Source organism: Nocardia sp. 2TAF39 (assembly GCF_052114905.1).
Classification (GTDB): Bacteria; Actinomycetota; Actinomycetes; order Mycobacteriales; family Mycobacteriaceae; genus Nocardia.
This window is the reverse complement of sequence record NZ_JBFRFQ010000013.1, coordinates 30,173-43,499: the sequence shown is the minus strand read 5'-3', so window position 1 is coordinate 43,499 and position 13,327 is coordinate 30,173. Positions and strand designations below refer to the sequence as shown.

Below are 13,327 nucleotides of genomic sequence, written 5' to 3'. Positions count from 1 at the left end.
CGAACGAGCCGACAACGGAAATCAGCAGCTCACCATACGAATACCGAAAAAATCCATCCTCTTTCGGAGCCTAACCGCACCCGGCCGCGCGCACCACTGTGGGCTGGACGACAGTCCGGCGACACTCGTCTACTTATCTGCGTGGCTTGTCCGGCTTGCCGTTGCCGTGGTTCGAGTGGCCCGGCTTGTCCGCCCGCTAGCCTTTTCCTCATGGAGGAGTTACCCGAAATTCGGATCGGCACCGCAGAACGTGAGCAGGCGATGCGGCGACTGTCCGATCATTTCGCAGCCGGGCGGCTCAGCGTCGCGGAATTCGACGAGCGCAGCGGCGTAGTGGCCAAGGCGCTCACCCGTGGCGATCTGGACAAGGTGTTCACCGATCTCCCCGCCGAGCCCGTGACAGTGGCGACGCTGCCCGACGATCGGGCCGGCGGATTTCTCGCCGAATGGCCTGACCGGGTGATCGCCGCGATCCCGATCGTCGCGGTCATTCTGTTCTTCACCACCGGCAGTTGGCTCTGGTTCCTCGCCATCCCGCTCGCGGGGGCACTGTTCGGCACCCGGCGGCACCAGCGCGACGAGGAGGACAGGGACTGATGGAACCGATCGAGATCAACGCGGGCAGCTGGTATCTACGCGCCCTCCGCGCGGACGACCGCATCGATGACCGCCCCGCGCTGGCGGCCGGCGGGATCACCGACCCGGATTACGTAGCCCGGCGCAGCGCGGGCTGGGACGAGGAGACCTACTTCTCCTGGGCCGTCTGCGAACCGACCACCGCCGAGCTGGTGGCCGAGATCGGCGTGACGCCTGCGGGCGACGGCACCGCGAAGGTCACAGGATGGGCGCGGCCCGGCTACCAGCCGGCGCTGGACACCGGGATGACCACCGTCCGTCGCTTTGTCGAAGGTGGATTGGGCCTGCGCCCAGTCGTCTCCTGACCTGTCTCCGAGCACGAGGGCGGCCCCTCCTTCGGCTTCCTCATCCGCAGGCACGCATGCGTGCCTGCGACGCCGAGTTTCGCGCTGGTGTGCTTTCTTGTGTCGCACAAGCGCTTCGGCCACGTGTATGGTGTCAGCGCATAACACCGGTGTGTCCGGTGGAATAGCGTCCGGGCTGGGGCCAGATGGTGAGCCCGTGCGGTCCCCGGCCGACGCGAATGCGCGCCAGCAGGTTCCAGCTGACGATGTCGATGACGTATACCTCGCCATGGTGGCGACCGGTGGCCCAGAAGACGCGGCCGTCCGCGGAGATGTTGCCCATGTCCGGACTGCCGCCCCCGGGCACGAACCACTTGTGCACCAGCGCATTCGCCGCGAAATCCCAGACCGAGATGCTGCCTTCGTGCCGGTTGGTGATAAGCATCCGCCTGGAGTCGCGGGTGACGTAGAGCCCGTGCGTCCCTTTGCCGGTTGGTACGAACCCGATGTTGTCGAAGGTGTGCGCGTCGACCGTGTAGATACCGTTCGCGACCATGTCGGCGACGAAGAAGGTGTGGCCGTCCGGCGACAGCTTCACATCCTGCGGCTTTCCGGAGCGGCCGCCCGGCAGGTCGATCATCTTGACGACTCTGCGCTCGGCGACGTCGAAAACCAGCATCCGGCCGACGAATTCGCACGAGACCAGAGCGAAACGGCCGTCGGCGGTGAAGTCCATGTGGTCGACGCCGGCACAGTCGGGCACCGCGAGAGCGTGCACCTGCAGCCAGGTCCGTGGGTCGTAGAAGTCCAGCGACTTGTCCGCCTCCGCGACGACCAGCGCATATCGGCCGTCCGGCGTGAAATACATGTTGTAGGGATCACGCACCGGAACCGGCTGCCCCGGCTTGCCGGTGCGCGGATCGATCGGCAACAGGCTGCCCCCACCCAGCGGCATGTAGTTGGTGACGAACAGCGTCTGCATGTCGTAGGACGGCACGACGTGCTGGGGTTCCAGGCCGCCCGCAGGGAAGGTGTCGATCACCTGGAAGGTGTTCGGATCGATCACCGACACCGTGTTCGACTCGCTGTTGGGCACGTAGACGAGCGGGCGGTGGTCGACCACGCTCGGGTGCAGCTCACGATTGGCCGCATATACGTCGGTCGGCGACAGCGGCGGCGGCATTCCAGGAAGCAGATCGGTCAGGTGCGGCGGAAACGCACTGGTGGTCCGGGTGGCGACCGAGGTGTCGGCCGTAGGGCCGGTCGCCGTGCCAGCGTCGCTGGTGGCGCAGCCTGCCACGGCTGCCAGCACGGCGAGGCAAACCACGATGTCGTGGGGGTGCGCCGCTGCGGTCCTTGCGCTGTCGGTTCACGCGCCGCACCGGGTGGTGAAGACGAGAGGATATGGCTGGGAAGCCTAGGAGGTGAATCCGGGATTCCGGCGCATCCGCGCCGAGGACACCGGAATGCCCGGACCATCCGTTATGCAGGTGATTCGACAGCGGTGAGCACCCTGTCCAGCGCGTCGACGGCCTCGTCCAGTTCGGCGGCGGTAACCGTCAACGGTGGGCGGAAGCGGATGCCCCGCTCCCCGGTGCCGAGGATCAGCACGCGCTCGCGCACGCGCAACGCGGTCAGCACCTCGTCGCGCAGCCCAGCCGAGGACAGTGTGATCGCGCACATCAGTCCGCGCCCCCGCGGATCACTGACGTCGGAGTGGTCGACAGCCAGCGATTCCAGCCGATCGAGTAGGTGTGCGCCGAGCAGACGGGACCGTTCGATCAGCTCGTCACGCTCGAGCACCTCGAGGATCCGCCGGGTGCGCACCATGTCGGTAAGGTTGCCGCCCCAGGTCGAGTTGAGCCGGGAGCTGACCACGAACACGTTGTCGGACACCTCGTCCAGGCGCCCGCCCGCCATCACGCCACACACCTGAGTCTTCTTGCCGAAGGCGACCACATCGGGCTCGAGCCCGAGTTGCTGGTAGGCCCAGGTGGTTCCGGTCATGCCGACACCGGTCTGCACCTCGTCGAGAACGAACAACGCGTCGTTTTCGTGACACAGCCGCTGCATGGCCTGCAGAAACTCCGCACGCAGATGCCGGTCGCCGCCTTCGCCCTGAATCGGCTCGGCGATGAAACATGCTATGTCGTGCGGGTATTCCGCGAAGGCGCGCCGCGCCTGGTCCAGAGCACTGGCCTCGGCGTCCTCGATGTCGAAGGCCTCGGTGTGGTACGGCGCCTTGATGCGGGGCCAGTCGAACTTGGGGAAGCGCGCGGTCTTCACCGGGTCGGTGTTGGTGAGCGACATGGTGTAGCCTGTGCGGCCGTGGAACGCGCCGGTCAGATGCAGCACTTTGGTGCCGAGTTCCGGTGCGCGGCCGTGAGATTCGTTGTGCCTGGACTTCCAGTCGAACGCGATCTTGAGCGCGTTCTCCACCGCGAGGCCGCCGCCGTCGACGAAGAACAGGTGCGGTAGCCGTGGATCGCCGAGCACCCGCACGAAGGTCTCGACGAAGCGGGCCATCTCGACGGTGTAGATGTCGGAGTTGCTCGGCTTGTTGAGCGCCGCGGTGGCGAGTTCGGCGCGGAACTCCTCATCGTCGGCGAGGTCGGGATGGTTCATGCCCAGCGCGTTGGACGCGAAGAAGCCGAACATATCGAGGTAGGAGCTGCCGTCACGTTCGTCGACGAGACGGCAGCCGCGGGACTGCCGTAGATCCAGCACCAAATCGAAGCCATCGGCAAGGATGCTGGCCGACAAGATCTCATGTACCCGGGCGGCGGGGGTGACCGCCGGGCGGGTGCGTTCCAGTTCGATGGTCACGCCCTGAGGGTACGTAAAAATTTACGAAATCTCTACAGAATAGAGGATTAATTACGCGCTATGACTACCTGTCATAGAATGTCTGCAAGATGATGGTGCTCCGGGTTCTGACATTGGCGGTCGCTCTGATCTCCTGCAGCAGCTGCTCGAGGTGCCTCGGGGACGCCACGCGCACGAGCAGGACGTAGCTCTCGTCGCCCGCGACCGAGTGGCACGCCTCGATACCGGGGATGTGCTGCAACACCGCGGGCGCGTCATCAGGCTGCGACGGGTCGAGAGGAGTGATCGCGACGAATGCCGACAAGAGCTGGCCGAGCGCTTCGGGATCGACGTGGGCGGTGTATCCGCGGATCACTCCGCGTGCCTCGAGTCGACGGACCCGTGATTGCACGGCGGACACCGACAAACTTGCCTTCTCGGCCAGATTCGACAGTGTGGCCCGTCCATCGGCCATCAGTTCACGAATCAGCAGGCGATCGATGTCATCGAGTACGGGTCGAGCCGGTGTATCCGCCATCAGCGAAGGCTAACTCAGGCGGCCCGCCTCGTGTCCGAAACCTGACCCCCACCCTCCCGCTATGTGGGATAGATACGCCGCGACGCGGCTGAAAGGTACAGCGGAACAACACATGACTGAAGTACTCGGCGCCAAGACCACCCAGGAACTCGCTGCTCGCACGGCCGCGGTATTGCACGGGCTCGGCGCGCGACTGCCCGAACCCGGTGCGCTGCCCGCGCGCACTCCGATCACCGGAGGACAGCTGCTGACCCTGCGAGCCAGCTCGCTCGACGAGGTCGATGCCGCGATCGGCCGGGCCGCCAGTGCATTCCAGGCGTGGCGCCGCGATCCTGCCCCCGCCCGGGCGGCGGTGGTGCGCAGACTCGCAGAGCTGCTCACCACGCACAAGAGCGAGCTGGCCGAGCTGGTGACGCTGGAGGCGGGCAAGATCCCCGCCGAGGCCGCGGGCGAGGTGCAGGAGATGATCGACATCTGCGAGTTCGCCATCGGACTTTCCCGGCAGCTCTACGGACATACGATGCCGTCGGAGCGGCCGGGACACCGATTGATGGAGACCTGGCATCCGCTCGGCGTGGTCGGGGTGATCTCGGCGTTCAACTTCCCCGTCGCGGTGTGGGCTTGGAATACGGCGGTCGCGCTGGTCTGCGGCGACACCGTGGTGTGGAAGCCGTCGGAGACCACACCGCTCACGGCGGTGGCCTGTCACGCCCTGCTGCGGCGCGCCGCCGTCGACGTCGGCGCGGATCCGGAAGTGCACCAACTGATTCAGGGCGCGAGCGAGGTCGGGTCCCGGCTGGTGGAGGACGAGCGGGTCGCGTTGGTCAGCGCGACCGGCTCAGTGCGGATGGGCCGGCTCGTCGCACCGCGGGTGGCCGATCGGTTGGGGCGCTGCCTGCTGGAACTGGGCGGCAACAACGGCGCCATCGTCACGCAGTCGGCCGATCTGGAGCTGGCGGCACGGGCGATCGTGTTCGCGGCGGCGGGCACGGCCGGGCAGCGGTGCACCACGCTGCGGCGCCTGATCGCGCACCGCGATGTGATCGGCCCGCTGGTCGACCGGCTCGAGCGCGCGTATCGGCAACTGCCCGTTGGCAATCCGCTCGACGACGGCGTGCTGGTCGGTCCGCTGATCGACGGCAGGGCCTATACCGGGATGCGCGCCGCGCTGGACCGGGCGGTCGCGGACGGCGGCGAACTGGTCTGCGGCGGCGAGCGAGTGGAGGGATTCGGCGACGACGCCTACTACGTGCGGCCCGCTATCGTGCGCATGCCCGCGCAGACCGCCGTAGTGCGCGAGGAGACCTTCGCACCGATCCTGTACGTGCTCACCTACGACGACTTCGATCGCGCGATCGCCTTGCACAACAAAGTGCCACAGGGCCTTTCGTCTTCGATCTTCACCACCGACCAGCGCGAGGCCGAGCGCTTCCTCGCCGCCGACGGCTCCGACTGCGGTATCGCCAACGTCAACATCGGCACCTCCGGCGCCGAGATCGGCGGCGCCTTCGGCGGGGAGAAGCAAACCGGCGGTGGCCGTGAATCCGGTTCGGACGCCTGGAAGGCCTACATGCGCCGGGCCACCAACACCGTCAACTACTCCACCGAACTGCCCCTCGCCCAGGGCATAAAGTTCGGCTGAGCAGCCCACCGCACCCCTGTCCACCTGCACGATTCGGCGTTACGCGCACACCTGTGTAGTGTTGTGCATACCGACGCGGGGTGGAGCAGCTCGGTAGCTCGCTGGGCTCATAACCCAGAGGTCGCAGGTTCAAATCCTGTCCCCGCTACAAAGACAGACGGCCCGGAACACATAGTTCCGGGCCATTCTCTTGCGCTCCGGGAACCTCAGCCGGGCGCAGGTTTCCGGATCCGCATCCTTGTCGGCCTCGAGACGCCCGGTAGGTAGTTCGCGCCGCGAACCGCTGCGTCCCGATCCATCCCGGACCGAACAGGCGGATAGGTCTCGCGTGTGAATGCCACATCGGCGTCGCTCGCTGACCGCCTTCGGCCTGATCCCATCTGCCCGGTCTCACGTAGGCCTGGGTTCGACAACCAGCGCGACCATGTGAAGACGCCCGAGTATCGAACTCGTATCGGTCGTTGTACAAGGACGCCTCGGCAGCCACGCCGCCCCGTCGTGCGAACCCCCGCGGCCGGCCAGCTCTTCGCGTAGCGCTCCAGCTTGCAGTGCCGGACACCACAGTGGCGGTCGTGGCGAAAAGCCGGGCCGGCGGGTCCGGCGGCATTATGCGCACCCACCTGACCAGGGAGCGGCCGATGCACTGGCCAATTGCGTACTGGGCCAATGCATCCCGCGGAGTGTGATCTACGTCTCATCCGTTGCCTCACGCTGGCGTAGTCGCTGCGCCCTGGCTAGCTTTGACATTGGCACTGGCATTCAAATAAATTCGCCTACCGCCAATGCCGGGGAGGGCTTCTAATGGACATCACTGCTGACGAAAACAATTCTGTTCCCGTCAAGACCGGTAACGTCGCAGACATGTGCAACTTTGGCACCGACGAATCAGGTACGAACGGTATCGTCGGGCCGGAATATGATCGATTCACCAACGCCTGGTCGAACTGACAACTGAACTCGCGAATATAGTTTTCTGTGAGAACAGTGGGTGACACAACGCGTCGAGTGCTGGATCATTACAATTCCGGCGCTCGGCGCGTTCTCGCTTTATATAGTTCGGGTTCCGACGAAACATCGGATAACCCGAATTGGTCGAGCGACGAGATCCGAGCGGCGTTACTGGTTCCGGCAGCGCAATACCGTGAACGGCAGAAGCAAGCATACCTCTTTGATACCTTAGTGCTCGAGTCGCATAGCGTGCACAACGTTCAAGATAATAGGGCGACTCGGAATGAACTGGCCCGAGATCTGGGCAAGAATGACTTCTTCGAAGCGTCGTGTGCGATCAGAGCGATTGAGCCCCGTGGCGTAGAACGACTTGCCCATGATCTGCTCGATGAGACTCGAGACACGTACTTGGAGGCAATGCGATCAATTCTCGGAGGCACAGTTGAAGAAGGGCGTCTATCTGAAGTCTATTCCAATCTACTGACCGAGAACAGCGATCAATACCCCGTGCACAGGATCGCCGAGGATCTCGAGACGGAAGTGAGAAGACTCGGCATCCAGGACTCAGTGAGAATTGTACGTTCGTCACGGTCCAAAATTTCGACGAACATCACGATAATTTCACCACGCAGCGCTACGATATTTCTCGCCGAATACGGCGGGCTGGAGTCCTATCGCGCTGCTTTCCATGCGTTGGGGCATGCGCTCTACGCGGTGCAGACCGACATTCTCGAGGAAGATCTGCTCGGCGTCAATATCGCAGCAACGGAGGTATGCGCATTCGCTGCTCAAGAAATTGCGCTGAAGTCAGTCGCCCCAGAATCACGCGCTCTGTTGGATATAATGCCGACCTATTATGCCCGACTATACGCGCTGCGCCTGATAGACGAGTATCGGTTCTACCGTAGTGGACCCGATGACGTCATGAGCCGACACGAGTATGCGGCACGGCTGGGAATAATCCCAGAATCCGACTTCCGCCCAGGAAGACGGCTGTCCGCTGTCGACTTCGTCATTGGCTTCTTCGCGTACCTACAACGCGAAAGGACGACAAACATGGAAGAAGTCCGAGCAGCCGCAACCTCCAACTGGCACCATTTGACCGCGTTTGGTTGCCTTACCCCAGACGTGGAAGATATCAGCACAGGATAAGTGCTGGTCGCGGAATCGTCGCTCGATCGGGACGCAAGCCGTAAACCGCGTCGCGGACGGTGTTTATGCGCGGTTTACGGTGGTGACGGATACGACTCCGACCCGATGGATTCACCCAGGAGAGCGATTGGGTGTTGTCTCGGCGAAATACCGCGCATGACATGCTTACCTTCGCCTCAACCGGAGGATTAAATGGTTGAATTCATCGGACTCGGGCTTACGAACGATTTTTCGGAAACCCACCCTCGCACTACGGCGTACTTCGACCACGATTTTACCAAAGCAATGATCGAAGCGCACGAATCCAATGGCTGGGATGGGGTCATCGTCCAGTATACTGCAGCCGGTGTGGACCCCAGCATGGCGGCAGCGTACGCAAGCACCGTCTCCAGTCGCATAAAGCTGATCATCGCGGTCCGGCCGAACACCTGCTTTCCCACCTTTCTGGCGAAGCAGCTTGCCACTCTGGACACGATTACCGGCGGCGGTCGTATTCGCCTCCACGTAATCGCTGGCGGTTACGCTGCCGGCCAGGCGGCCGAAGGCGACTCTCTGGAGAAAGACAAACGATACGACCGGGCTGGTGAATTCATAGATCTGTGCCGAAAGGCGTGGACAGTGGATTTCCCGTTCAGTTACTCGGGAGAATACTATTCGGTCAGCGGGTTCTATGCGAAGATACGGTGCGTGAGCGAAGAAGGTCTATTCGTTTCGACCGCCGGCACGTCCGAAGCCGCTCTCCGGATGGCTGCCAGATATTCTCATCGACATGCCGTCTATGGGCTGCCACTCAATGAAACGAAGTTGGTCGTGGATATGCTGCGGCGGTATTGCGACGAGATCGGCCGAGATGAATTGCCGGAAATGCAGATGCAGTTTCGACCGATTCTTGGTTCAACGAACGCCGATGCGCGTGTGCGGGCTGGCGAACTGCTGAATACACTGCGGTCCAACCTGGGGGGAAGGGCGAAGAATCGAGAGCCGCAAACCGGTAGCGCGAAGTTGGCATTGGACGTGCTAAGTCGTGGGGAGTGGCATGACGACTGCTTCTGGGCCGGACCTGCAGGGGAGACCAGTGGCGCTGGAAGCAGTACCGCACTGGTAGGCACCGGAGAACAACTCGCTGAAGCGCTCTGCAAATATCACGAGTATGGCATCACTGCTTTCGGACTTAACGGCTATGACACTCTGGAGGATGTTGTCTCGTTTGGCCGAGAAGTGATTCCCATCGTAAGAGCGGAACTGAAAATTTGACTCCGCGCCATAGGTACCCGGAGCAATGGATCAGGTCGATCCGCAATGAGCGGTGAGACTTATGCAGGCGTACACGCTCCTCGGGGCTGGATTTATCGGTTGTGGAGCGTCTGTCGCGCCGGCCCGGGCCTGATAGTCACAGTATCCTTGACGGTGCTCGCCGGGGCGGTGATCGAGGTGGTCACGCCGCTGGCTGCCAAGCACGCACTCGACCGCGCCCGGGTAGGAGATGTACGGGCCATCGCGGCCGTGGCGGGTGTCATGGTGTTGTTGGCGTTACTGCAGTTCGGCTTTTCCTATGGTCGTCGCTGGCTGTCTGGTCGTCTGGCGCTCGATGTCCAGCACCATCTGCGGGTCCAGTTGCTCACTGCGGTGCACCGCTACGACGGAGCTGGGCAGGGCCAGCTGAAGACCGGGCAGGTCGTCTCGCGTTCGATCAGTGATCTGCAACTGGTGCAGACCTTGGTATCCATGGTGCCGCTGGCGGGCATGTCACTTCTGATGTGTGTGCTCGCCGCTGGCGTGATGCTGTCTCTGTCTCCGTCTCTGACGCTGGCTGCGCTGCTGACGGTGCCCGCGATCGTCCTGGTGGTGTACCGGGCCCGGCCGCGACTGCATGCGGCCACCTGGTCCGTCCAGCAACGCGCGGCCGAGCTGGCACAACACGTACAGGAGACCGTGACCGGTGTGCGGGTGGTCAAGGGGTTCGGGCAGGAGGCCCGGATGGTACAAGTGCTGGAAGGGTATGCCCGGCTGCTGTACGCGGAGCACATGCGGGCGGCCGGCATCAACTCCCGGTTCACGCCGACGGTGGCTGCGATCCCACTGGCAGGGCAGGTTGTTGTGGTCAGCCTGGGCGGGTGGCTGGCGTTGCGCGGGTCGATCGGGCTCGGTACCTTCCTCGTCTTCGCGGCCTATGTGGTCCTGATGACTGCCAGCGCGCGCACCGTCTCGAACGTGGTCGTGCTGGCACAACTGACCCGCGCTGCCTCCGAGCGGGTCTTCCAGGTGATCGACGACGCCCCCATCAAGGTCGGCCCGTCCACCCCCCAACCACTGCCGACCGGTCCCTTGGGCATCGAATTCCGTTCGGTTACATTTGGTTTCGAGCCGGGCCGCCCAATTCTGCGCGATTTCGAATTGACAGTACAGCCCGGGGAGACGGTGGCGATCATTGGTCCCGCTGGCTCCGGTAAGTCTGCGCTTGCGCAGCTGCTGCCGCGATTACATTCTCCCGATAGTGGGCGGATCGTCCTGCACGGTGCCGGTGGCGAGGTCGATCTCGCAGAGGTCGATGTGTCCGAGTTGCGCACCGCCGTCGGGGTGGTGTTCGACGAACCATTCCTGTTCTCCGATACAGTCGCGGCGAACATCGCGCTGGGCCGACCCGATGCCATCGACGCAGAGATCCGCCAGGCTGCCAGGCTGTCCGCCGCCGACGATTTCATCAGCGCCCTCCCCGATGGCTACGACACTGTCGTCGGTGAGCGCGGCCTGACCTTGTCCGGCGGTCAGCGTCAGCGTCTGTCTCTGGCCCGCGCCTCGCTGGCCGATCCCCGGATCCTGGTGCTGGACGACGCCACCTCCGCCGTAGACGCCATCACCGAGGCCAGCATCTTCGACGTGCTCTCCAGCAAGGGCCCGGGTGCTGCGGGCTCGCTGGGACGCACCACGATCATCCTCGCCACCCGCGAATCCACCCTCACTCGCGTCGACCGTGTCATCCGCTTGCCGGGCGCTCCGTCGACCGAACAAGGTAATCTCTGGCCCGGCGGCAAATCAGCTGAAATAGTTGTGCAACAAGACTTCTCGGAATCCGATGCGCCGCCAGAGGTTCAGGACGAGCTGATGCGGCTCCCGGCGGCGACCGAGCAGCCGGGGCTGGACGAACGGGAGTTGGAGCGGCCGGATCCGCGCTTCCGTCTGCGGCGTGTGTTACGGCCGGTGCGGTGGTTGCTGGCGGCTGTAGTGGCGTTGCTTGCGCTGGACGCGGTCATCGGAGTGGCATTTCCCGCATTGACCCGCCACGTCCTGGACTCTGGCGTGACGGCGCACCGGCCAGAGGTACTTGCCAGCACCGCGCTCGCAGGGGCTGCGCTGGTGGCGCTGGCCTGGCTCGGCGGTGCGCTGGGTGCGATCTTATCGGCGCGTAGCGGGGAGCGGATGCTGTATGGATTGAGGGTGCGAAGTTTTGCACACCTACAGCGGCTCGGGCTCGACTTCTACGAACGCGAGCTATCCGGTCGAATCATGACCCGGATGACCACCGATATCGATGCGTTGTCAACGTTTCTGCAGACCGGCTTGGGCACCGCGCTCGTCGGCCTGGCCACCACTGTGGGTGTTGCTGGGGCGCTGGTGGTCATCGACGCCGGCCTCGCGATTGTGATGTTCGCAATGCTGTCTCCACTGCTGGTCGCAACGGTGTGGTTTCGCCGAGTGTCGGCGGTGGCCTATTCAGCAGCGCGAGAACGAGTCTCTGCCGTAAACGCCGACTTCGCTGAGAACGTCGCCGGTCTGCAGACCATCCAGGCCTACCTGCATGAGCAAGCGGCGGCCCGCCAGTTCACTGCCTACTCCAACGATCACCGCACCACCCGCCTGCGGGCACAGCGCGCCCTCGCCTTGTATTTCGCATTCGTCGTCGCCTGGGCCGACTCAGCGCAAGCTGCCGTCGTATCGGTCGGTGCCTGGCAGATCGCGCACGGTACAACCACCGCAGGCACACTGGTCGCATTCGTGCTGTACCTGAGGCTGCTGTTCAACCCGATCATGCAGCTCTCGCAGGTCTTCGACAGCTACCAACAGGCCCGGGTGGGCCTGAACCGCATCGGCGCACTGCTTCGCACTCCATCCTCGATTGCGCCCGATCCGGCACAGCCGGTAGCCCTCGCCGACCGGCTGCGCGGTGACATCGTCTTCGACGCGGTGCGCTTCCGCTACGCCGAGTCGAAGACCTTCGCTCTGGACGGTGTCTCGCTGCGCATCCCGGCCGGATCCAGCTTCGCTCTGGTCGGTGAGACAGGCGCGGGCAAGTCGACCATCGTGAAACTCCTCGCGCGGTTTTACGACCTGCCGCAACCTAGCACCGACACCCCCGATGCCGAGGCGGCGACCGGTTCGATCCGGGTCGGAGGCATCGACATCCGCAACTACCGCCTTGCCGACTACCGCTCCCACCTCGGCATGGTTCCACAGGAAGCGCACCTGTTCACCGGAGACATTGCCAGCAATATCGCTTTCGGAAAGCCTTCTGCCACGCCGGCCGAGCTCGAGCAGGCCGCCGCCTCGGTCGGCGCGTTGAAGATGATCGCCGGGCTTCCTCGAGGCATGCGCCAACCGGTCGGCGAAAACGGCCGTGGCCTGTCGGCAGGTCAGCGCCAGCTGATCGCGCTCGCTCGTGCCGAACTAGTTCGCCCTGATTTACTGCTGCTAGACGAGGCGACCGCAGTCCTCGACCCGGACAGCGAGGAAAAGGTACTAGCCGCAAACGAGTCGTTGCGGCGGGCGCGAACCGAACACAGCCGCACCTCGCTGATAGTCGCGCACCGCCTCACCACGGCGGCGCGGGCAGATCGCATCGCGGTCGTCGCGCACGGCCGGATCGCCGAAATCGGCACCCACACCGAGCTACTCGCCACCCGCGGCTACTATTACCGCCTCTGGGGCGCCGCAACAGGCATGCGAAGGGAATTCTCGGGCCTGGACGAGCCGTCACGTATTACGGTTGCGCTGCCCGGCAGTGCCCACATCCCCGGGCACTGAGCTCAGCTCCGGTCCATGCAGGGCCAGCACGCCATCGGTGGTCCGGTCCTGCATTGTGGAATCGCTCTGCCTGTCGGCTGCAGCGCGGTGCTCCTCCGCACGATGGCTCCCGAATGCTCACAGACGAGGGTCGGCCATCGATCGGCATCGTCACTGTGAGGTGGACTGCTGATCCGCGGCTCGCGGATCTGAGCACGGCGGTCGTACCGGAGATCGGACTGGTCGACGAACCTTCGCGCATCCAGCCCGCCACATGACCGGCTCTGACGGCCTACGAGTCGCTACCGCAGACTCCAACCATTG

Annotated in this window: 10 protein-coding genes and 1 tRNA gene; 8 read left to right on the top strand and 3 right to left on the bottom strand. The window is 64.0% G+C overall.

The window, feature by feature from the left end; genetic code table 11:
• The first annotated feature begins 210 nt into the window (after window positions 1–210).
• On the top strand, window positions 211–597 hold the full coding sequence (locus AB4Z47_RS10325) for a DUF1707 SHOCT-like domain-containing protein (protein ID WP_441949826.1): 387 nt from the start codon (window positions 211–213) through the stop codon (window positions 595–597).
• Window positions 597–941: a hypothetical protein gene (locus tag AB4Z47_RS10320; protein WP_441949824.1), complete on the top strand. Its 345-nt coding sequence runs from the start codon at window positions 597–599 to the stop codon at window positions 939–941. The genes AB4Z47_RS10325 and AB4Z47_RS10320 overlap by 1 nt, the downstream gene beginning before the upstream one ends.
• Window positions 942–1,074: 133 nt before the next feature.
• Here AB4Z47_RS10320 and AB4Z47_RS10315 read toward each other — a convergent pair whose 3' ends face one another.
• The 3 genes from AB4Z47_RS10315 to AB4Z47_RS10305 all read right to left on the bottom strand — a co-directional run bounded on the left by AB4Z47_RS10315 (window position 1,075) and on the right by AB4Z47_RS10305 (window position 4,263).
• Complete coding sequence (locus AB4Z47_RS10315) at window positions 1,075–2,232, bottom strand: YVTN family beta-propeller repeat protein (protein WP_441949822.1); 1,158 nt, start codon at window positions 2,230–2,232, stop codon at window positions 1,075–1,077.
• 170 nt (window positions 2,233–2,402) lie between these two features.
• A complete protein-coding gene (lat, locus tag AB4Z47_RS10310; RefSeq protein WP_441949820.1) occupies window positions 2,403–3,746 on the bottom strand; it encodes an L-lysine 6-transaminase in 1,344 nt (447 codons plus the stop codon).
• A 64-nt stretch (window positions 3,747–3,810) separates the two neighbouring features.
• A complete protein-coding gene (locus tag AB4Z47_RS10305) occupies window positions 3,811–4,263 on the bottom strand; it encodes an Lrp/AsnC family transcriptional regulator (protein WP_040686931.1) in 453 nt (150 codons plus the stop codon).
• A gap of 112 nt (window positions 4,264–4,375) precedes the next feature.
• On the opposite strand from AB4Z47_RS10305, the gene amaB reads away from it, so the two are divergent.
• The 6 genes from amaB (at window position 4,376) to AB4Z47_RS10275 (ending at window position 13,024) form a co-directional block, all read left to right on the top strand.
• Window positions 4,376–5,905 (top strand): L-piperidine-6-carboxylate dehydrogenase, encoded by a 1,530-nt coding sequence (gene amaB / locus AB4Z47_RS10300; RefSeq protein ID WP_441949818.1) that lies wholly within the window; start codon window positions 4,376–4,378, stop codon window positions 5,903–5,905.
• Between the two features lie 74 nt (window positions 5,906–5,979).
• A tRNA-Met gene (locus tag AB4Z47_RS10295) sits at window positions 5,980–6,053 on the top strand.
• Between the two features lie 653 nt (window positions 6,054–6,706).
• The gene (locus AB4Z47_RS10290) at window positions 6,707–6,853 is read left to right on the top strand and encodes a hypothetical protein (RefSeq protein ID WP_441949816.1); all 147 of its coding nucleotides are present in this window, start codon (window positions 6,707–6,709) and stop codon (window positions 6,851–6,853) included.
• 57 nt (window positions 6,854–6,910) lie between these two features.
• Window positions 6,911–8,005, top strand: a complete 1,095-nt coding sequence (locus AB4Z47_RS10285) for a hypothetical protein (protein ID WP_441949814.1) — start codon at window positions 6,911–6,913, stop codon at window positions 8,003–8,005.
• A gap of 192 nt (window positions 8,006–8,197) precedes the next feature.
• On the top strand, window positions 8,198–9,259 hold the full coding sequence (locus AB4Z47_RS10280) for an LLM class flavin-dependent oxidoreductase (RefSeq protein ID WP_441949812.1): 1,062 nt from the start codon (window positions 8,198–8,200) through the stop codon (window positions 9,257–9,259).
• A 153-nt stretch (window positions 9,260–9,412) separates the two neighbouring features.
• Window positions 9,413–13,024 carry an ABC transporter ATP-binding protein gene (locus tag AB4Z47_RS10275; RefSeq protein ID WP_441949975.1) on the top strand — a complete coding sequence of 1,204 codons (3,612 nt, stop codon included), beginning with the start codon at window positions 9,413–9,415 and terminating at the stop codon, window positions 13,022–13,024.
• Window positions 13,025–13,327: the final 303 nt, after the last annotated feature.

Bases quoted from the DNA above. Each gene is read 5' to 3' on its own strand.
- AB4Z47_RS10325 (WP_441949826.1), top strand. From the start codon at position 211: ATGGAGGAGTTACCCGAAATTCGGATCGGCACCGCAGAACGTGAGCAG.
- AB4Z47_RS10320 (WP_441949824.1), top strand. From the start codon at position 597: ATGGAACCGATCGAGATCAACGCGGGCAGCTGGTATCTACGCGCCCTC.
- AB4Z47_RS10305 (WP_040686931.1), bottom strand. From the start codon at position 4,263: ATGGCGGATACACCGGCTCGACCCGTACTCGATGACATCGATCGCCTG.
- amaB (WP_441949818.1), top strand. From the start codon at position 4,376: ATGACTGAAGTACTCGGCGCCAAGACCACCCAGGAACTCGCTGCTCGC.
- AB4Z47_RS10290 (WP_441949816.1), top strand. From the start codon at position 6,707: ATGGACATCACTGCTGACGAAAACAATTCTGTTCCCGTCAAGACCGGT.
- AB4Z47_RS10280 (WP_441949812.1), top strand. From the start codon at position 8,198: ATGGTTGAATTCATCGGACTCGGGCTTACGAACGATTTTTCGGAAACC.